The organism is Plantactinospora sp. CA-294935 (assembly GCF_050936445.1).
Taxonomy (GTDB): Bacteria; Actinomycetota; Actinomycetes; order Mycobacteriales; family Micromonosporaceae; genus Plantactinospora.
Window position 1 is genome coordinate 9,428,739 of sequence record NZ_JBNJMU010000001.1, and the last position, 20,084, is coordinate 9,448,822.

12 protein-coding genes are annotated in these 20,084 nt (G+C 73.0%); 6 read left to right on the forward strand and 6 right to left on the reverse strand.

The window, feature by feature from the left end:
• Window positions 1-56: 56 nt before the first annotated feature.
• Both ACQEVC_RS40910 and ACQEVC_RS40915 read right to left on the reverse strand, forming a co-directional pair.
• The gene (locus tag ACQEVC_RS40910) at window positions 57-4,739 is read right to left on the reverse strand and encodes a family 78 glycoside hydrolase catalytic domain (RefSeq protein ID WP_432889145.1); all 4,683 of its coding nucleotides are present in this window, start codon (window positions 4,737-4,739) and stop codon (window positions 57-59) included.
• Between the two features lie 148 nt (window positions 4,740-4,887).
• Entirely contained in the window at window positions 4,888-6,081 is a 1,194-nt protein-coding gene (locus tag ACQEVC_RS40915; protein WP_432889147.1) for a cytochrome P450, read from the reverse strand.
• Window positions 6,082-6,200: 119 nt separating this feature from the next.
• Here ACQEVC_RS40915 and ACQEVC_RS40920 point away from each other — a divergent pair, with 119 nt between their 5' ends.
• Complete coding sequence (locus ACQEVC_RS40920; RefSeq protein ID WP_432889149.1) at window positions 6,201-7,268, forward strand: TetR/AcrR family transcriptional regulator; 1,068 nt, start codon at window positions 6,201-6,203, stop codon at window positions 7,266-7,268.
• 53 nt (window positions 7,269-7,321) lie between these two features.
• Here ACQEVC_RS40920 and ACQEVC_RS40925 read toward each other — a convergent pair whose 3' ends face one another.
• The gene (locus ACQEVC_RS40925) at window positions 7,322-8,782 is read right to left on the reverse strand and encodes an MFS transporter (protein ID WP_432889151.1); all 1,461 of its coding nucleotides are present in this window, start codon (window positions 8,780-8,782) and stop codon (window positions 7,322-7,324) included.
• 127 nt (window positions 8,783-8,909) lie between these two features.
• Here ACQEVC_RS40925 and ACQEVC_RS40930 point away from each other — a divergent pair, with 127 nt between their 5' ends.
• Window positions 8,910-9,707 (forward strand): aminoglycoside N(3)-acetyltransferase, encoded by a 798-nt coding sequence (locus ACQEVC_RS40930; RefSeq protein WP_432889153.1) that lies wholly within the window; start codon window positions 8,910-8,912, stop codon window positions 9,705-9,707.
• Window positions 9,708-9,928: 221 nt separating this feature from the next.
• Here ACQEVC_RS40930 and ACQEVC_RS40935 read toward each other — a convergent pair whose 3' ends face one another.
• Both ACQEVC_RS40935 and ACQEVC_RS40940 read right to left on the reverse strand, forming a co-directional pair.
• The gene (locus tag ACQEVC_RS40935; RefSeq protein ID WP_432889155.1) at window positions 9,929-12,715 is read right to left on the reverse strand and encodes a family 78 glycoside hydrolase catalytic domain; all 2,787 of its coding nucleotides are present in this window, start codon (window positions 12,713-12,715) and stop codon (window positions 9,929-9,931) included.
• Between the two features lie 101 nt (window positions 12,716-12,816).
• Window positions 12,817-16,077 (reverse strand): family 78 glycoside hydrolase catalytic domain, encoded by a 3,261-nt coding sequence (locus ACQEVC_RS40940; protein ID WP_432889157.1) that lies wholly within the window; start codon window positions 16,075-16,077, stop codon window positions 12,817-12,819.
• 150 nt (window positions 16,078-16,227) lie between these two features.
• Between ACQEVC_RS40940 and ACQEVC_RS40945 the strand changes: the two genes are divergently transcribed.
• Window positions 16,228-17,277, forward strand: a complete 1,050-nt coding sequence (locus ACQEVC_RS40945; RefSeq protein WP_432889159.1) for an SEC-C metal-binding domain-containing protein — start codon at window positions 16,228-16,230, stop codon at window positions 17,275-17,277.
• A 119-nt stretch (window positions 17,278-17,396) separates the two neighbouring features.
• Here the strand turns inward: ACQEVC_RS40945 and ACQEVC_RS40950 are convergent, their stop codons facing one another.
• Window positions 17,397-17,984, reverse strand: a complete 588-nt coding sequence (locus tag ACQEVC_RS40950; RefSeq protein ID WP_432889161.1) for a TetR/AcrR family transcriptional regulator — start codon at window positions 17,982-17,984, stop codon at window positions 17,397-17,399.
• A gap of 165 nt (window positions 17,985-18,149) precedes the next feature.
• On the opposite strand from ACQEVC_RS40950, the gene ACQEVC_RS40955 reads away from it, so the two are divergent.
• From ACQEVC_RS40955 to ACQEVC_RS40965, 3 genes are all read left to right on the forward strand, one after another.
• A complete protein-coding gene (locus ACQEVC_RS40955; protein ID WP_432889163.1) occupies window positions 18,150-19,079 on the forward strand; it encodes an alpha/beta hydrolase family protein in 930 nt (309 codons plus the stop codon).
• Between the two features lie 194 nt (window positions 19,080-19,273).
• Complete coding sequence (locus ACQEVC_RS40960) at window positions 19,274-19,615, forward strand: ArsR/SmtB family transcription factor (RefSeq protein ID WP_432889165.1); 342 nt, start codon at window positions 19,274-19,276, stop codon at window positions 19,613-19,615.
• Between the two features lies 1 nt (window position 19,616).
• A complete protein-coding gene (locus tag ACQEVC_RS40965) occupies window positions 19,617-20,081 on the forward strand; it encodes an SRPBCC family protein (RefSeq protein WP_432889167.1) in 465 nt (154 codons plus the stop codon).
• Window positions 20,082-20,084: the final 3 nt, after the last annotated feature.

A 20,084-nucleotide genomic window follows, 5' to 3' on the forward strand; every position in this document is an offset into this window, starting at 1 on the left:
CCACCGCGGCCCGGCCGGCCGGACCTCTCCACCGTCACCACCGCAGGCCGGCCGCCTCAGCGACCCGCCGGGGAAGCCGGCGGCGGAACCGGCAGCGGCATCGCCCAGACGTCGGCGATCGACGGGTCGTAACCCTCGCCGGTGTCCTGGAACCGCACCCGGACCACACCGTCGGCGGTCGACTCCGGCCGGTCCACCACGAACTGGTAGCCCACCGTGCCGACCCCACCGGCCGTACGCTGGTACGCCCGCGCGTGCACCGGCACCCCGTCGACCAGTACGTCGTAGTCCTTCAACTGCGGGTTGTCGTACGTCTCCACGGCCCGGAGCAGGAACGGCCGTCCCGGCTCGACGGCGAGGTCGAACTCGAACCAGCCGCCCGGCCGGGTGACGTCGGTGTAGCGGCGGGTCAGCCCGGCCTCCACGTTGGTACCGGAGTGCTCCGAGGCGACCAGCCGGTGCGCCTGCTCGGACGCTACCGCGCCGAGATCGACGTGGTCGAGCACCGTGCCCGGCGGGTTTTCGAACCGGACCGACAGGTCGACCGTCCGGCGTTCCGCCTCGGTCGGCCCGGTGGCGACGGTGATCCCGGCCGCGCCCTCGGTCACCGCCAGCGGCGCGGTGACGGCGCCCGCCAACGTGACCTCGGCACCCGGGGCCAGGGTGAACGGCCGACTGCCGGGCTCGACCCGCCAGCCGTCCGGGGCGGTGCCGGTCAGCTCGCCCGGCACCGCGACGGTGGAGCGGTTGCGCAGCACGGTGTGCAGGGTGGCGGTGCCGCCGGGCGCCACCGAGGCCGGCTCGGCGGTGGTCGAGACGACGATGACGGCCGGCGCCACCGGCAGCGAGCCCCCCAGCGGCAGCGTCGCGGTGCCGGACCGGTAGCGGTAGCCCGCCGATCCGGTCATCGATACCGTGCCGACCGCCTGGCCGGCCGGGACCCGCAGCTCGTACTCGTGCCGCACCGTCCGGCCCGGCGGGACGCTGCCCGGCCGGGCGCCGACCGGGCGTACCGTCACGCCGTCGCCACCGTCCAGGGTGGATTCCACCCCGCCGAGCGTGGCGTCCCCGCGGTTCTCCAGCACCACCGCCGCCCGGACCACCCCACCGGGCAGCACCTCCCCGGCCGGCAGGTCGAGCCGGGCCACCGCGCCGACCAGGGCCGACGAGGCGGCGGAGAACCGCTGGTCGAGCCGGGTCAGCGGGGCGGCGAACCGGTCCGCGACCGCCCTCGACATCCGCCCGGCCCGCACCTGGGTCTCCAGCCAGCGCTCCAGATCGGACCCGGTCGCCAGGGCCCGGTGTACGGCGGTGGCGGTGGCCCGGGCGTCACCCTCGCCGTACCGGTACGCCAACCGGGCGGCCGCCGCCTCCACGGTCAACCGGGCGAGCCGGAGCCGCACCTGGATCGCCAGCGGCCAGCGCAGTTCACCGGCGACCTGGTCGGCGACGGTTGCCGCCGCGGCGACCGCGTCGGCCGCCTCGCCCAGGTCGCCGAGTACCCGGTCGACCGCGAAGGCGTACCTGCCGGAGCCGATCTCGAAGACCGCGTCGCCGCCGTCGCGCCGGACGAACCGTACGCCCTCGGCCCGGTCCGCCGGCCGGCCGCCCTCGGTGACCGCGTGCCGGCTGGCCGCCGGGACCCGTACCGTGGCGGTGGTGTTGCCGGGCACGGTGACCGCCAGCCGGAGCTGCCCGTCGTCGAGTTGCCAGTCGGTGCCGACGGTCCCGTAGATCGACCGGTACGACGCCTTCGCCGACCGGATGTCGCCGCCGGGTCGCGGTGCGATGGTCATGTGCGCGTAGCCCGGCTGCGCCGGGTCCGGCTGGATGCCGGCGACGGTGCGATACATCCAGTCCCCCACCGCGCCGTAGGCGTAGTGGTTGAAGGAGTTCATCGAGACATCGCCGAAGCTGCCGTCCGGCATGATCGAGTTCCACCGTTCCCAGATCGTGGTGGCGCCCTTGCCGATCTCGTAGCCCCAGGACGGGTAGGTGTCGTTGAGCAGCAGCCGGTAGGCCACGTCGAGGTGGCCGGTGTCGGCCAGCGCCGGCAACAGGTCCGGGGTGCCGAGGAAACCGGTGGCCAGGTGCCAGTCGTGCCGTTCCAGGTTGGCGACCAGCCGGTCGGCGGCCCTGCCGCGCAGCGCGTCGGGCAGCAGGTCCATGCCGATCGCCAGCACGTACCCGGTCTGGCTGTCGCCCTGCACGGTGCCGTCGGCGCCGACGTACGCCGAGGTGAACGCCGCGGCGATCCGCTCCGACAGCGCGGCGTACCGTTGCGCGTCGGCGGTCCGGCCGATCGCGCCGGCCATCTCGCCGAGCAGCCGGATGCTGTACGCGTAGTACGCGGTGCCGATCACCCCGGCCGGGGTCGGGTCGTCCAGGTTCAGCCAGTCCAGGTACGGGCCGGCGTTGGTGCGCCGGTGTCCCGAACTGGTGCTCTCCAGCCAGGCCGCGTAGCGGACCATCGAGTCGTAGTGCTCCTCGATCACCCGGGTGTCGCCGTAGCGCTGCCAGAGCGTGTGCGGGACGGTGATGCCGGCGTCGGCCCAGCCGGTGGCCCCGTCGCCGCAGCAGGCCCGGGGCGCCACGTCCGGATACGCGCCGTTCGCCGACTGGGCATCCCGCAGGTCGGCCAGCCACTTGGTCAGGAAGGTCAGGCTGTCCATGTTGAAGGTCGCGGTCTCGGCGAAGACGTTGATGTCGCCGGTCCAGCCGAGCCGCTCGTCCCGGGCCGGGGTGTCGGTCGGGATGGAGAGGAAGTTGCCGCGCTGCCCCCAGGTGATGTTGCTGTGCAACTGGTTCAGCATCGGGTTCGAGGTGGAGAACGTGCTGGTCAGCTCGCCGTCGGTGTGCATCACCAGGCCGGTCACGGTGCCCAGGTCGGGAGTGCCGGGGAAGCCGGTCAGCTCGACGTAGCGGAAGCCGTGGAAGGTGAAGGTCGGCTCGTACACCTCCGGGCCGCCGCCGCGCAGCCGGTAGAGGTCGGTGGCCCGGGCGGTCCGCAGGTTCGCCGTGTACGCTGTACCGTCCGGGTTGAGCACCTCGGCGTGCCGGATCCGTACCGTCGTGCCGGCCGGGCCGGCCACCTTGAGCCGGACCTTGCCCACCATGTTCTGCCCGAGGTCGAAGATCCAGGTGCCCGGGGTGGGCTGGGTCAGCGCCGACGCCTTCAGTTCCTGGGTCACCCGGACCGGCGGGTCGACCTGGGCGACCAGCCGGCCGGTCGCCCCGCCGTCGCCGCCCACCGTCGCCGCCGACCAGCCGGAGTCGTCGAAGCCGGGCCGGTCCCAGCCGGCCGGCAACCGCCGGGCGTCGTAGGTCTCGCCGTGGATCAGGTCGGTCAGCAGGAACGGCCCCGGGGTGGCCCGCCACGAACCGTCGGTGCGGACCGTCTCGGTGCGCCCGTCCGCGTAGTCGATCACCAGCGCGGCGCTGAGCAGGGGGCGGGGACCGTAGTTGTCGGTGCCGAACCAGGCGATGCTGCCGGAGTACCAGCCGTCGCCGAGCATCGCCCCGAACGCGTTGTCGCCGGACCGGAGCTGGCCGGTCACGTCGTAGCTCTGGTACTGCACCCGCTTGGCGTAGTCGGTCCAGCCGGGGGCCAGCTCGTGGTCGCCGACCCGTTCGCCGTTCAGCGACAGCTCGTACACGCCGAGCCCGCTGGCGTAGACCCTGGCCCGGGTCACCTCCCCGGTCACCCGGAAGCCGCGCCGCAGCAGCGGGTTCGCGTCCAGCGCGGCGAGCATCGTCTCGGTGTCGCCGCTGACCCGCAGGCCGCCGGCGGTCGGCGTACCGGCGCCGAACGGGTTCTCGCCGTCGGTCAGCGGTGCGGCGTAGAGGGTCCGGTCGCCGCTGGTCACCGAGAAGTCGGCGAAGACCGCCGACTCCTGGGTGGAGGTGCGCAGCCCGACCGAACCGGACCGGTGCGCGGCGTGCCGGGTGACGTCGACCTGCACCCCGTCGACCCAGGTGGTGAAGGTGTCACCCGCCGCGGCGATCCGCAGCGTGTGCGGCGCGGTCAGCTTCTCCGGGGGTACGACCGCGGCCAGCGACACCTCCTTGAGCACCGTCCACGCCCCGTTCACCCGGACGTGCGGACGCAGCTTCGCCTGGCCGTTGGTGGTGGAGAACTGCCACATGTACGCGTTACCCGCCCCGCTGGCCCGGAAGAAGATCCCGGCCGCGTCCCGTTCCACCCGCACGGTCGTCTGCACGGTGTAGTCCACCCAGGACTCGGTCGGCGGTGCCAGCCCGATCCAGTCGCCCTGCCAGCCGTCCGGCCCGCCGACCCCGGTCTCCCAGTACGCCGGCTCGCTCCAGCCGGAGGCACGGCCGGTCTCGTCCCAGATCCGCACCTGCCAGGCGTACCGGGTACGCGGTTGCGGCGCCGGCCCGGCGTACGGGACAAGGGTGCTGTTCCGGGAGGTTACCCGGCCGCTGTCCCAGACGTCGGGCCGGTCGAGCCGGCTCGCAGCGCTGGCCACCCGCACCTGGTACGCCTGCTGGACCACACCACGCCGGCTGGAGTCGATCGTCCAGCCCAGCCGGGGCCGCTCGACGTCGACTCCGATCGGATCCGTCGCCCGCTCGGTGGTCAGGCCGGCCACCGTCACCTCCGGGCCCGAGGTCCTCGCGGCGGCCGGCGCCGGCCCGGCGACCGCCGCCACCGGCAGCGCCAGCAGCAGCGCGAGCACCACCGACAATCCCGACCGGGGCAACCTGGTGAGCAACATCGCCGACTCCCCACTCCCGCACGGCTGACGAGACGTCTCAATGGACGGACACTGAGACGATCCTGACCAGCCGCCCCGGCCGGACTCAATGGCTGGCGGTGGCCACATCCGGCCAGCCTTCCCCGCCCACACCGGCGTTACCGGGCCGCTAGGGGCGCAGCGCCACCCGCAGCTCGGTCAGCCGCCAGGTCCCGGGATCGGGCACCCGGCGGGCCCCGCCCTCGACCAGCGCGAGTCCCGGGAATCGGCGCAGCAGCGCGCCGAGCGCGACCTCGATCTGCACCCGGGCGAGTGCCGCACCGAGGCAGAAGTGCGGCCCGTGCCCGTACCCCAGGTGTCCGGGCCGGCCGGCGGGGCGACGCAGGTCGAGCCGGTCCGGCTCGGCGAACGCCCGAGGGTCCCGGTTGGCGCCGGCCAGCATCGCGGTGACCGGCTCGCCCTTGCCGATCGGCACACCGGCGATCTCGACGTCCTCCCGGGCGTAGCGGGGCAGGCTCAGCAGTTGCGGGCCGCACCAGCGGGTCAGCTCCTCGACCGCTCCGGGCAGCAGGCCCTGGTCGACGCGGAGCGCCGCGAGCTGGTCGGGATGCCGGAGCAGCGCCTCGGCGGCGTTGGCTATCACGTTGGTCGGGGTCTGTCCGGCGAGCACGAGATGCCAGACCAGGGTGACCAGCTCGGTCTCGCTGAGCCGGTCGGAGTCCTCGGCGTGGATGCCGACCAACTCGGCGAGCAGGTCGACACCGGACCCGCCGGTACGCCCGACGACGGCGTTCGCCGCGTCGCGCATGATCGCCGGCACGGCGGCGACGAACGCCGGACCGTGCCCGGCGGCGACCGCGGCGCCGTACTCCCGCCACCGGCCCCGGTCGGCCGCCGGGATGCCGACCAGTTCGCAGATCACGTCCATCGGCAGCGGCCCTGCGAACCCGGGCAGCAGGTCGACCACGCCGTCCTCGGCCCGCTCGACCAGTTCGTCGAGCAGGTTGTCGACGAGGGGGACGATCCTCGGCCGGAACTCGGCGGCCCGGCGCGCGGTGAAGGCGGGCGAGACCAGCCGGCGCAGCCGGGCGTGCTCCTCCCCCTCCATCTCCTGCATGGTCCGCAGGTATCTGCGGCAGTGCTCGGGGACGTCGAGGCGCTGGTAGGTGGAGGCGTTCAGCGCGAACCGGGGATCGGTGAGCATCGCCTTCACCTCCGCGTACCGGGTGACCGCCCACATGGTGCCGAACCCGGGCGTCACCAGCCGGGCGAGCGGGCCACGCTCCCGGGCCTGCGCGTACGCCGCTAACGGGTCGGCCAGGGTGGCCGGGTCGGCGAGCCTGATCTCCGGGATCTCTGCCATGCCGCACTCCTCAATTCAGATGTTTACTTCAGATGTTCTTATCATCTGGATGGCGACGGTATCCTACCCACGCCCGGTGGGCAACGGTCGGGCGACGAGGCGGAACGGATGAGGGGACGATGGTCCGGCGCAACAGGATCGAGATGCAGGAGCACAACCGCGCCAAGGTGCTGGCCGCCGCGCGCGACGAGTTCACCGAGCGCGGCTTCCGGGACGCCAAGATCGATCAGATCGCCGAGCGGGCCGACCTGACCCGGGGCGCCGTCTACTCCAACTTCCCCGGCAAGCGCGCCCTCTACTTCGCCGTACTGGCCGAGGCCGCCGAGGCGGCGGGCGCACCGGAGTACCCGCCGACCGCCCGGACGGCCGGCGCCGCGCTCGGCGACTTCGCGCGCGCCTGGCTGGCCCGGCTACCGCTGGCCACCGAGGACCGGCACAGCGCGTCCCGGCTCGGCCGCGACCTCGTCCCCGAGATCCTGGCCGACGAACGGACCAGCGTTCCGTTCGCCCAACTGACCGGGCTGAGCGCGATCGTGCTCGGCCTGGCACTGGAACGACTCGGGCCGAGGCCGGCTCCGGCCCGGATGGTCCGGGCGGCCGAGGCCGCGCTGACCACCCTGCACGGCGCCGGTCAGCTCGCCGCCGCCGCACCCGGATTCGGCGAGGAGTTCGCGGTCGTCCGGGCCTGCGAGCAGCTCGCCGAACTGGACCTCGACGACGAATGGGCGCCACCGCACCTGCCGTACGTCTCCCCCGCCCGTCCGGCGGACCAACCGTGGGCCCCGCCGGCCGGGACCGACGCCCTGCGCGACGAGCCGGCACGGTTGACCGGGGACGGCGTGGTCGCGATCCTCGGCCTGCACCGCCTGATCGCCGTCGAGGAGGCGCGCCGGGCCGCTCCCGAGGGAGCGGAGGTGACGGCCGTGCTGGTCACCGGCGACCCCGGCGAACTCGGCCCGCTGGCCCGGCTCACCGTGACCGAGCTACGCGGCTGCCTCCGCGCGGCGGTGCCGGCGGCGGCCTGGCCCCGGCTCCAGGTCGTGCACGACGAATCGGGCGCACTCGCCGCCGCCGCCGGAGTCGCCGCGTGCAGCGACGCCACCGAGAGCGCGGTACGCGTCGAAGCCGGCCGGATCGTCGCCCGGGCCGACGGCTACGGCGCCTGCCACGCGGTGGCCGCCGGCTGACGGCGGGGAGTCCGAGGAGTCGCGTCGGACAGCCGCCGGATTGGTGGTCCGCGCTACCGGGTGACGCCGGAGGGGCTCAGCTCCGGCTCGTTCGGCTCCGGCCCGCGCTCCGACCCCGCCCTGAACCGCCGGCTCAGTCGGCGGTACGGCCGGCTGCGCAGGGCCAGCACCGTGGCGATCAGGCCGACGATGCCGGTCAGCACGAACACCAGGGCGAGCCCGCGATCGGCGCCCGTACCGAACCAGCCGCCGATCGTCCGGGCACCCGCCCCGTCCGTCATGAACGGGATGAAGACGAACTGCGCGATCGGCGAGATCAGGAACGCGGTCAGCGGCGAGGCGGCCTGCTCGACGCTCTGCGCGAAGCCGAAGACCCGGCCCTGCCGCTCGTACGGCACCACCTTCTGTAGCACCGTCTGCTCGGCGGCCTCCGCGTACGGCACGACCAGCATGTAGACGTACAGCCCGACGGTGAGCAGCACGATCGACGAGCGGAGCGGGAAGAGCAGGGTGACCGTCCAGAGCAGCAGGTTGACGAGCAGCAGCAGCCGGACGGGGTTCCTGCTCAGACCGGTACGGGCGATGAGCAGCCCGCCGACGATGAAGCCGGTGCTCAACAGTCCCCAGAGCAGTCCCCAGGTCTGCACCGACACCAGCGACAGCCCGTACGCGTCCATCAGCGCCATGAAGACGCCGCCCAGGAAGTTGTTGAACGCCGAGAAGAGGATCAGCGCGGTCAGCCCCGGCACCTCACCGACCACCCGGATGGTGCCGCGCAGGTCCACCCTGCGCTTCGCCGCGACCGCCGGATCCGTCGCGACCGGCGCAGCGGTGGCCAGCGACGGCTCACCGGTCAGCGGCGACTCACCCGTCGGCACGGCCCCGACGGTGCCGGCCGGTGCCGCCGGGCGGTCCGGCACCGGCACCAGGGCCAGGTGCAGCAGGGCGACCGCCAGCACCCCCAGCGCCAGGACCAGCACCCAGAGCATCCCGCCGATCGCCACCAGGATGCCGCTGATCACCGACGTCACCAGGAAGGTGACCCCCGACACGGTGCCGACCAGCCCGTTGGCCCGGTCCCGGGTCTCCTCCTCGATGAGCACGGTCACCAGGGTCGGCAACGCGATGGTCCGGACGTTGCCGGCGATGACCCCGAACATCAGCAGGACGACCATCACCCACAGCGGGATGCCGGTCGGATCCGTGAACGACTCCTTCGGGGTCACCTGGTAGACGGCGAAGGCCAACGCGTACAGCACCAGCGACACCAGCGCGGACGCCTGCATCACCGTCTTCTTCGAGTGGTGGTCGACGAGGCTGCCGAACCAGATGCCGGTCAACGCCGTCAGCACCAGGAAGATCCCGGAGATCACCCCGGTGGCGAAGACCGACCGCGTCTGGAGGTAGACGTAGAAGGTGATCGCGAACCACACGGTGAAGTTGATGACCGACACCAGCAGGGTGTTGACCAGTAGCTGGTAGAAGGTCTTTCGGTCCCCCCGGATCACGCTCATGTCATGACCTTATGACCTCAATCAAGGTTGATGTCGAGGCGTTTCCGAACCGGTCCGGGCCGAACGTCTCGGACGGTGTGCCGAGGACACGTGGTCGGTCCGGGGTCGGCGCCCTATGCTCGGCCGGATGGACCAGCCGACGCCGCACACCAGCGACTCCCTCGCGGCGGACCTGCGCGCGCTCGGTCTGACCGCAGGCGACGTGGTACTGCTGCACTGCGCGAAGCGGAGCATCGGATTCGTCGCCGGCGGCACCCAGGCGATCGTCCAAGCGCTGCTGGACGTGCTCGGCGGCGGCGGCACCCTGGTCGTACCGACCCACACTCCCGACAACACCGATCCGGCCGCCTGGCGGCACCCGCCCGTCCCGCAGACCTGGTGGCAGACAATCCGTGACCAGACCCCCGGCTTCGACCCGGCACGCACCCCGAGCCGGTGGATGGGAGTGGTCGCCGAGGCACTCCGCACCTGGCCCGGGGCGCTGCGCAGCCACCACCCACAGGTCTCCTTCGCCGCGCTGGGCACCCGGGCGCTGGACATCGTGCGGGACCACCGACTCGACGACGCGCTCGGCGAGAACTCTCCGCTCGGTGCCATCTACCGGCTCGACGGCAAGGTGCTGCTGCTGGGCTGCGGGCACGACTCGAACACGTCACTGCATCTGGCGGAGTACCGGCAGCAGTCGCCGCCGCGCGGGCCCACCGGCTCGTCCGTCCGGCAGGCCGACGGGAGCAGTCGCTGGACCACCTGGATCGACGTACTCACCGACGAGAGTGACTTCACCCGGCTCGGTGCGGACTACGAGGCGACCGGCGCCGCGCAGATCGGCGCGGTCGGCAGCGCCACCGCGCGCCTGATCCCGCAGCGCCACCTGGTCGACTTCGCGACCGGGTGGCTGGCCACCCACCGGCCCCCGAGGCCATGATCCCGACGTCGGACCACGTCCGCGCCGGGTTGCACCGTCGGGACCGACGCGAGGTACGCCTGCGCAGGCGTGCCGCCGGCCTCGCAGACCTGCCGTTCCCGCCCGGTGTGCCGGAGCCGGTCCCGTCACCGGAGGTCGACCCGTCGGCCGGGCCTCGCGTGCTGACCCCGGCCGTGGCCCGGCCCGACCTGGGCGGGGCCGGACCACGGCGGTGAACGACGTCAGTGCGAACGGCCGGCCGGTTGGAAGACGGAGCGGCCGGAGCCGACCTCGAAGACGGCCCGGCCGTCCTCGATGCCGACGAAGGTCGCCCGGCTCGGCCCGGCCGCCCGGTACGACCTGCCGGGCACCACCGGCAGCGCCACCCGGGCCGTCACGTTGACCGGTACCTCCAGCTCGACCCGCAGCCCGGCACCGGTGCGGCGCCAGTCCACGGCCACCGGACCGCGCTGGGTGTGCACGGTGCCGGCGGCGTACGCCAGGCCGGTCGCCGGAGGCGCGATCTCGACCCGCCCGGCGCCCGGACTCGCGGTACGCACTCCGAGCAGGGTCTCCTGGACGTCGACCACGGCCTGGGCACCCCAGCCGTGCGACTGGCTGAAGTTGGTCCCCGGGTCGAGGGTCCAGGCCTCCCAGGTGAAGGTGCCGCCCTGGGCGAGGATGTTCGCCCAGCCCAGGTCGTCCGGGTTGGTCAGCAGGTCGAGTACGGCGTCCGCCCGGCCCGCCTCGCCGAGCGCGGCCAGCAGCCAGTGCGCCGTCATCGGTCCCTGCTTCATCCCCATCGACGCCAGGTGGGCGGCCAGCGCCGGACGGTCGGCCTCCGGCGCCACCCCGTGCGCGATCGCGTACGAGGTGCTGTGCTGGCCGGCGTGCGCGCTCTGCTGGCCGGTGTCGGCGAGGCCGTCGACGTAGACGCCGTCGGGGCGGCGCAGCTTGGCGTTCATCGCGTCGACCAGCGCGTCGGCCCGGGCGTGGTAACCGGCCGCCTCCTCGGCCGGCCGGCCCAGCGCCTCGGCCATCCACCCGGCGGTACGCAGCACGTCCACGCCCTGGGCGTTGATGGTGGTCCGGGCGGCGGCGCTCATGTCGTAGCCGAACCGGCCCGGCTCCGGCCAGTCGACGATCCCGTACTGGTAGGCGCCGCTGCCGCCGGAGAGCCGGGTGACCAGGCCGGCGGTCGGACCGTCGGCCGGGATGTGCCGGAGCACGTAGTCGGCGGTGTTCCGGATCGACGGGTACGCCTCGGCGAGCAGGCCCGCGTCCCCGGTCTCGGAGTAGTAGCGCCAGACCCAGTCAACGAACATCAGCGAGTAGTCGGGGATGTCCCGCTTGCCGTCGCCGTTCGGATAGACCGCGTTGTAGCGGCCCAGGTCGTTGCCGGTGTTCCAGAAGCGCGTGGCGGAGTAGAGGAACTCCCGGATCGCCTGCTGGGTGGCGTCCCGCTCGCCGAAGGCGCCCATGGTGGCGTACGAGATGTCGGCCGCGTCGCCGAGGAACTGGCCCTTCTCCCGGGTCGGGGTGTCGACGAACGCCTCCTGCACCGAATAGATCGCCGACCGCTTCAGCATCTCCCACACCTCGTTCAGGGTGCGGTCGGAGCTGCGGAAGCTACCCTCCCGGCCGGCCGGCGTGTCGGTGTGCACCAGCACCGCCGAGACGTCGTCCCGGTCGATCCGCTCGCCCGCGTCCGGGATCTCGAGATAGCGGAAGCCGAGGTGGGTGAAGGCCCGGAACTCCTGCCTCCCGTCCTTCTGGACGTAGGGGAAGCTCATGTCGGTGCCCTGGGAGAGCAGGGTGGAGGTCTCCACCCGGCCGGTGGTCGGGTTCAGGTTGTAACCGGCCCGGATCGGCACGGTCCGGCCGGCGACCCCGGCGTCGAACCGTACCGCCGGACGGGCCGGGACGACCACGCCGAAGTCCGCGACCACCGTGCCGTCGGCGGCGGTGGTCAGCGCCACCGGCTTGACGGTCCGCTCGGCGAGCCGGGCCTCCTGGCCGATCAGCCGCGGGTACTCCGCCGTCGGGTGCGCCCCGACGACCACGGCCGGCGCCCAGGGCGCGGCGGAGTCGTCGTAACCGGGCGCGGTCCAGCCGACGATCTCGGCGCGGGCGTCCTGCCGCTCGATCCGGTCCCCCTCGCCGTTGCGCCGGGCGGAGCCGGCCGGGAAGAAGCTGTCCCGGGCCACCCGCCACGACCCGTCGGTGACGATCACCTGCCGGGTGCCGTCGGCGTGCTCGACGACCAGCTTCAGCAGCAGTCCGGGTGCCCCGGCGGGGCGGCCCTGGCCGCTGCCGTACCAGTGGTAGCGGACCCCGATCGCGAGCGGCTTGCCGGCCCGGACCAGGTCGGTGACGTCGGCGGCCTGGTAGTAGTCCTCACCCGGGTAGCCGAACGAGGTGCCCCGGTCGGCCCGCCGTCCGTTGAGGTAGAGCTCGTAGGTGTGGTCGGCGGCGGTGTAGGCGCGGGCCCGGACCACCCGGCCGCGCCCGATCGGGACCTCGGTGCGGGCGAGCGTGTAGTCGTCGGCGTCCCCGGTGACCCGGCGGATCCAGTTCGCACCCTCCCACTGGGCGTCGGAGATGCCGGTCTCGAAGCTGCCGCTGCCGGCCGGCGAGCTGCGCCCGGTCCGGTCCCAGGTCCGCACCGTCCAGCGATATGCGGCACCGGCCGCCAGCGCCGGGCCACCGTACGGGACGTAGGACTGCTGTGCGGAGCGGACCTTGCCGGAGTCCCAGAGCAGGTCACCGTCGGCCGCCGAGACCGTCAACCGGTACGCGGTCTGGGTCTCGCCCGGGTCGTTGTCCCGGGGCAGCCAACCGAACCGGGGCGTGCCCTCGACGTTCAACGGCCGTGCCCGGTCGTCGACGGTCAGGCCGCTGGGCGTGCCCGGCGCGTGTCCCCGGGTCGCCAGCGCCGGTGGGGCTCCGGCGAGCACACTCCCCGGCACGAGTACGGCGGTGACGACCAGGGCGGTCCTCAGCCGGGCGGATCGTCGGCGTCGTGACATGTGGCGCTCCTCTTTGCGGTGGACGGTTTCTGCCGGGACGGCTGGCCGACGCCGTAGCAGAGAGACGGGGCGAACGCGCCGCGCTGTCCAGGTGGAAATGGTCAGTGCCGGCCCGGCCAACTGAGCACGGTCGTGCCCGGCTCGACCCCGGTCAGCACGAGCCGGCCGGCGACCACCGCACGCTCCGGCGCCCGTCCGTCGGAGCGCACCCGCACCTTCCGGGCCTCGGAGACGCCGAACCGGGCGAGGTCGAGTTCGATCCGCCCGGTGACGTTCGGCGGCAGCGTGACGGACAGCAGCGGCGTGCCGGTCGAGTGCCGCGTGCCGGCCAGGGGTGACCCGGACCCCCGGTCGAGCCGCACCTGGACCGGGCCACGTACCGTCGGGACGGTCGCGCGCAGCCAGCGCAGCGGGCCGGGTTGCGGGGCGACCAGCACCTCCCGGGCACCGGGGGCGAGTGGACGGACCCCGGCGACGAACCGGGGCACGATGTTGGCCGGCGCGGAGCCCCAGGCGTGCGAGAACGTGGTGTTCGGCTTGATCGACGGGTCCCACGCCTCCATCACGACGGTGGCGCCGAGGTCGTCCATCATGTGCAGCCAGGAGGACTGCGCACGGCTGGTCAGCAGCGCATGCGCGGCGTCGGCCAGGCCGGCCCGGTAGAGCGCCTCCAGCAGGAACTGCGCACCGTAGACGCTGACCCGCATCCCGCCGGCCGCCAGCCCCTCCCCCAGGGCCCGGACGTGCGGCTCCTCCGCCACCCCGAGGGCCAGCGGAAACGCCGTGGCGTGCTGGGCCCGGTGGTCGGTGCCGACCCCGTCCCGGTAGGCACCGGCGACCGGGTCGAGCAGTTGGGCGTTCAGCGCGGCGCGCAGCCGGGCAGCCAGTTCGGCGTACCGCCGCTGGTCGGCGGGGCGGTCGAGCACCCCGGCGATCCGGGACAGCGCCTCGAAGGCGGCGTACTGCCAGGCGTTGATCACGGTGTTGACCCGGGTGAAGACGTACCCGTCGCGGTTGCTCGCCGGCCAGTCGACCAGGTCGGCGTTGGCCTGGCTGGAGCTGCCCGGGTTCTTCTCCACCAGGCCGCTGGCGTTGAGCGCCTCGTCGAGCTGCCGGTCGACGAAGTGGTCGTAGTCGGCGGCCAGGTTCGACGGGTCACCGGTGGCCAGATAGTCCTGCCAGGCGGTGAGTACGGTCTGCAACCGGTACTCGGCCGGCCAGGTCGGCCGCCGGACCAGATAGGAGGTGGAGTACCGGGCCAGCGCGTACGACCGCTGGGTGGCGTACTCGGAGAGCTGGTTGATGATGGCGTCACCCTCGTACGGGCCGCGTTCCCGGGTCGGGGTGTCCTGGTAGAGGTCCTGCCGGGTCGCCTCGATCGAGTACCGGCACATCGCCCAGACCCGGTCCAGATCGGGATCGGAACTGGAGAACGCCGCGTCCCCGTCCCGCCAGGGCAGCTTCAGCACCGCCGCCTCGACCGCCCGGGACAGCTCCAGTGCCGGGTCGGCGACCAGCTCTATCCAGCGGAATCCCCGGTATCCCCAGTGTTCCAGCCGCTGCCAGCCGTCCCGCAGGGTCCAGACCTCGCGATAGGTCTGCCCGGCCCGCAGGTTGTACCGGGCGCCGGTCTCGGTGCGCTCCTCGCCGAGCCGGACCTCGACGGTCTGCCCGTCGACCCCGCGCACCGAGAGCCGGAGTCCGCCGACCACCTCCCGCCCCAGGTCGAAGAGCCAACGGCCCGGTTCGAGCCGGTGTACCGCGACCGGCCGCAGGTAGCGGTATTCCATGTTGCCGACCCAGGCCGGTGCCAGCGGCCGGGTCAGCGGGGCGGCGACCGCCGGCTGCCATCCGGAGTCGTCGAACCCGGCGCGCGTCCAGCCGACCGGCTCGCGACGGGCGTCCAGATACTCCTGCGGCGCCTGGTAGAAGCCGCCGCCGGTGTGGCCGGCCGGTGGCCGCCACGCCCCGGCCCGGCGGGCCCGCCAGCCGTCGCCGGTGCCGAAGACCTGCCGGGTGCCGTCGGTGTAGACCACGACGAGCTGGGCGAGGAAGCCGCGTTCCTGGGTGGAGTAGCAGAGCGCGGCGAGCGCGTTGCGGCCGGGCCGCAGCAGGTCGGTGACGTCGTGGGTGGCGTAGCGGGCCTCGCCGGCCATCGCCCGGACCGGGCCCACCCCGACGATCTCGTCGTTGACCCGGAGCTGGTAGACGTACTGCCGGGTGGGCTCGGGCGACTGGCCCGTCGCGTAGACGTAGCCGGCGGCGATCCGCCTGCCCGGCAGCACCACCTCGGTACGCAGCAGCGCCCAGTCGTTGCTCTCGCCCAGCGTCGCCAGTACCGACTGGCCCCGGTCGACCACCAGGTCACCGCCGGCGACCGTGCCCGTCGGGCCGAACACCCCCGCTCCGGTCGAGAAGTCCTCGTCGACCAGGACCGCACCGGTCGGGTCGGTGAAGCTGGCGGAGTGGAACCGCTGGGATTCGGTACTCCCGTTGCGGAACCCGATGCTCCCGGCCGCGTACGTTCCGTCCACAGTGGTGTCGACCAGCACGTCGTCGAGGTAGGTCCGGATCGTCGGGCCGGCGAGTTCGACCCGCAGCCGCACCGGGGTACCCACCGGTACCGGCGCGGTGAGCGGCCGGTCCGCCAGCACGGTGTAGCTGCCGTTGCGCTGCACGTGCGTACGCAGCACCCCCGGGGTGCCGGCCCGGAGCTGCCAGAGGTAGTTGTTGGCGGTGTTCTGGGCCCGGAACCAGAGGCTGGCGGCGACCGAGGTGATGGTGACCGACACCTCGAAGCTGCCGTCGCCGAGCCGGACGGTGCCGTCCGGCGCCCAGATCGGCTCGGCCATCCAGGTGTCCCCGGCGGCGGTGACGACCCGCTGCGGCGCGGACCAGTGCGAGACCCGCCCTGGACCCGCCCAGGTACGCACCCGCCAGTGGTAGACCGAGCCGGGTCGCAGCGGGGGCCCGGCGTACGGCACGGCGGTGGAGTCGGCCGAGACGGTCCGGCCGCTGTCCCAGACCACCCCGCCCCGGCGGGACAGTTCGGTCGTGGTGTACGCGACCTGCACCTGGTAGGCGTACTGCCGGGGCGCCCGGCCGAGTGCCGGCACGATCCAGCTCAGCCGGGGGTGCGCGGCGGCGATCCCCAGTGGATCGTCCAGCAGGGAGGTGAGCAGTCCGGTCGGGGCCAGGGTTCCGGTCGGCTTGCCGGCCGCCGAGGCGGCGGTGCCGACGAGGCTGGCTCCGGACGCGGTGGCGGTGGCACCGAGGGCGAGGGCACCTCCGGTGCCGAGCAACCCTCGGCGGGACAGCCCGGGAGCTGGATCGGTGGTGTGCTCGGCGCTGGGCTGGCTCACCCGGGCCTCCTGCCTGAATCGTTTCAGGCAGGTTAACTCCGCCAGCCGCTCCGCCGGAAGACACGGCGGTTGGCCGGATCCGGCCACGTGTGGCGGGTTACACCCCCTGACCAGGCGGGTTCCGCCCGGCCACCGCAGTACGGTGAAGCCGTGCCGACGAAAGACGTTCTCACCAGCGCAGACCTGACCGAGCTACGACAGTCCGCGCTCGGCGCGGCCGACCCGCTGGGCATCGCCGCCGAGCTGGCCGAGGCGGTCGAGCAGGGGCGGCTCGCCGATCCGGCCGACGCCGGCCGGGCACTGACGCTGGCCGCCGAGATCGCCGAGACCAGGGCGAAACTCGACGCCGCACAGCGGTACGCGGACCGCGCCGTCGGGGCGTACCGGGACAGCACCGAGCAGGACGCCGGCTTCGCCCGGGCGCTGCACGCCCGGATCCTGTTCCGGGCCGGTCGCGCCGACGAGGCGCTCGCCGAACTCACCGCGCTGCGCCCGCTCCTCGACTCCCAGCCCGACGCCGCCGCGTACCTCAGCGCCGCACTGGACGTCGGTGGCCGGACCGACCTGGCCGAGCAGTGGCTGACCGAGGCGGTCGAGACCGCCCTGCGCAACCGGACCGCCCCGGCGCAGGGCCCCGCGGAGGACAGCGCGGACGCCACGGTGAGCGCCGAACCGACCGTGCAGGAAGCCTCCGGGCTGCTCTTCTTCCTGTTGCAACAGCGACACCGGGTACGCCGCGAACTCGACCTGCCGCACGACCAGAACGACAATCTGGCCGACCGGCTGGAGAACGAACTGTTCCGCGACGCGACCACGGCGGCGGCCGAGCCGGGACCGGAGGCACGGCTGTTCCTGCCACAGGGCGAGTTCGATGCGCTGCTGTCGCGCTGGCCGGACCTGGCCGAGACGGTCGGCCGGAACTGGGCCGAGCACCGGGCCGGGGTCCAGCGGGAACTGGTCCGGCTGACCGACCTGGGCCGGGTCGGGCTCGGCCCACTGCCCGGCTCGACCGAGGGGCTGGCCGGTTACGCCGCACGCACCGGCGCGGCTCCGACCGACGAGTCGGCCCGGTCCGGCTACGCGGCGGAGCTGGCCGAGCGGGGCGTGCAGCTTCCCTGGCCGCCGGAGCGGAACGAGGCGTGCTGGTGCGGTTCGGGCAGCAAGTACAAGAAGTGCTGCCTGCCGCGTACCCGCGGCTAGCTCTCACCGGTCCACTGGATCGACCTGGTCGATCGGTGAACCTTCCCGCCTCCCTTGCGGTCCGTGCTGACCGCAGGCGGAGGTCGGAGCGCGCCCGCCGCGCAGTTAGGTGGAAAGGTTCACTGCAGGCGTAGGCCGGCGAGGAGAACCTCCACCATGCGACGGGCGTCGTACCGGGGGTCCCGGTCCGCGCCGATGCAGAGGTTGCCGACGCCCCGCATCAGTTCGAGGGCCTCGATGTCGGGGCGGATCTCGCCCGCCCTGACCGCGGCGTCGAGCAGCTCGGCGCAGACCGGCACGAGTCGGTCGAGAAAATAGTCGTGCAGGGTCGCGAAGGTGGCGTCGTCGGACTGCAGCGCCTCGGCGAGGCCGTGCTTGGTGACCAGGAAGTCGACGAAGAGATCGATCCACCGAGCCAGGGCGCCGTGCGCTGAGTCGCCACTCGCCAGCAGTGCCGGGCCCGCCTCGACGCATGCCTCGACCTGGTGCCGGTAGACGGCGACAACGAGATCGGCCCGGGTCGGGAAGTGGCGGTAGATAGTCGCCACCCCGACGCCGGCCTTGGCCGCGATGTCCCGCACGGGCGCGTCGACGCCGGAGGCGACGAAGGCCGCGGCGGCCGCTTCGAGCAGGGTCTCCTCGTTGCGCCGGGCGTCGGCCCGCTTCCGCCGGGCCGACGATGCCGGTCCGCTGCCGATCTCAGTCACTGCGCCGTTGCCTCCGTCACTCGCCTTGCTAACCGGAACACGGTTCCGTATGGTTGAAACGGAACATGGATCCGGTACTCATAGTGCCAGAGCGGGCGCCCCGTGACCAGGCCGCGCACCGCCCCCATGTCACTTCCCCGTACGTCACCTCCCAAGGAGAAACTCATGCGCCACCCCGACGAATTCGTCAGCAGGCCCGTTCCCGTCGTCTCGGTACGCCCGGTGCTGCTACCCGCCCCGGGCCGTGACGAGGACCTCCAGGTGCAGGTGTCGGCGCCGGTGACCGGCGACGAATTGCCCATCATCGTCTTCTCGCACGGCTTCGGCGGGTCGCTGGACAGCTACGCCCCGCTGGTCGACTTCTGGACCGCGCACGGTTTCGCGGTCCTTCAGCCCACCCACCTCGACTCGCGGACCCTGAACGTCACGCCCGAGGACCCGCGCTACCCGGAGATCTGGCGCTTCCGGGTCGAGGACCTGACCCGCATCGTCGACCAACTGGACCGGATCGAAGCCGGCGTCCCCGGCCTCGCCGGGCGCCTCGACCGCAGCCGCCAAGCCGTCGCCGGCCACTCCTGGGGCGCCCAGACGGCCAGCATGTTGTTGGGCGCACGGGTCCTCGACACCTACGGCGAGCCGGGCGAGGACCTGTCCGATCCGAGGATCAGTGCCGGCGTACTGCTTACCCCGCCGGGCACCGGCGGCACCGACCTGACGCCGTTCGCCGCCGAGCACTACTCCTTCATGAACCCGGACTTCACCGGGATGACGACACCGGCTCTGGTGGTCGCGGGCGACAAGGACCAGTCCGCCCTGACCGTCCGGGGGCCCGAGTGGTTCACGGATCCGTACTTCCTGAGCCCGGGAAGCAAGAGCCTGCTCACGCTGTTCGGCGCGGAACACTCGCTGGGCGGGATCTCCGGGTACGCCTCCACCGAGACGACGGACGAGAGCCCCGAACGGGTCGCCCTGCTCCAGCGACTCACCTGGGCTTTCCTCCGCAGCGCGCTGTACCCGACGGACACCGGCTGGGCCGTGGCGAGCGCCGAACTGACGGAGGACACCGACCCGCTGGGCCGGATCGAGACCAAGTGACACTCCGGAGAGAGGCTGCCCGTCCCCTCCGGGGCGGGCTGCCGCCGTCCGCCGCCGCACCACCGGGCCGCCGAGATCGGCTCGCGGTCCGCACCTCACTCGATCCGGGCGCCCTTACCGGGTTGACAACGGCCGCCGCAGGCGCCATATTCAACCTACGAGTTAATTAACCGAGCGGTTGAAAGGCGGAGACAGTGGACCGGCTGAGCGAGGTGTTCAGCGCCCTCGCCGACCCGACCCGGCGGGCCATCCTGGCCCGGCTGGCCGAGGGCGAGGCGACGGTCAACCAGATCGCCGAGCCGTTCCCGATCAGCCTCCAGGCCGTCTCCAAGCACCTGAAGGTGCTGGAGCGGGCCGGGTTGATCACCCGGAGCCGGGAGGCGCAGTGGCGGCCGTGCCGGCTCGACGCGGAGCCGCTGCGCGAGGTGGCCGACTGGATCACCGGTTACCAGCGGTTCTGGGAGCAGCGCTACGACCGGCTCGGCGAATACCTGCGACAGCTACAGAGCGATGGAACACGACCGACGGAGGAGTGAGATGAGCGAGAACCTGACGGTGACCCTGCCGTCCGACCTGGAGATCAAGATGGTGCGCGTGTTCGAGGCACCGCGCGCGCTCGTCTTCGAGGCGCACGCGAAGTGCGAGCACGTCAAGCACTGGTGGGGGCGGGGCAACCCGCTCGACTGCGAGATGGACTTCCGGCCGGGCGGCAGCTACCGCTTCGTCGAGCACGCCCCGGACGGGCAGTACGCGTTCCGCGGTGAGTACCGGGAGATCCAGGCGCCGGAACGGATCGTGCAGACCTTCGAGTTCGAGGGCATGCCCGGGAAGGTCTGCGTGGAGACGCTGGAGTTGACCGAGCAGGACGGCAGGACGACGGTCACCAGCGTCACCCGGTTCGACACGAAGGAGGAGCGCGACGGCATGGCCGCCTCGGGCATGGCCGACGGCGCCCGCGAGTCGTACGACGCCCTGGCCGCGTACCTGGCGAAGCTCTCCTGACGC

What these genes read in the sequence shown, in the direction of transcription:
- ACQEVC_RS40910 (WP_432889145.1), bottom strand. Translation starts at nt 4,739, where the DNA reads ATGTTGCTCACCAGGTTGCCCCGGTCGGGATTGTCGGTGGTGCTCGCG.
- ACQEVC_RS40915 (WP_432889147.1), bottom strand. Translation starts at nt 6,081, where the DNA reads ATGGCAGAGATCCCGGAGATCAGGCTCGCCGACCCGGCCACCCTGGCC.
- ACQEVC_RS40920 (WP_432889149.1), top strand. Translation starts at nt 6,201, where the DNA reads ATGGTCCGGCGCAACAGGATCGAGATGCAGGAGCACAACCGCGCCAAG.
- ACQEVC_RS40925 (WP_432889151.1), bottom strand. Translation starts at nt 8,782, where the DNA reads ATGAGCGTGATCCGGGGGGACCGAAAGACCTTCTACCAGCTACTGGTC.
- ACQEVC_RS40930 (WP_432889153.1), top strand. Translation starts at nt 8,910, where the DNA reads ATGGACCAGCCGACGCCGCACACCAGCGACTCCCTCGCGGCGGACCTG.
- ACQEVC_RS40935 (WP_432889155.1), bottom strand. Translation starts at nt 12,715, where the DNA reads ATGTCACGACGCCGACGATCCGCCCGGCTGAGGACCGCCCTGGTCGTC.
- ACQEVC_RS40955 (WP_432889163.1), top strand. Translation starts at nt 18,150, where the DNA reads ATGCGCCACCCCGACGAATTCGTCAGCAGGCCCGTTCCCGTCGTCTCG.
- ACQEVC_RS40965 (WP_432889167.1), top strand. Translation starts at nt 19,617, where the DNA reads ATGAGCGAGAACCTGACGGTGACCCTGCCGTCCGACCTGGAGATCAAG.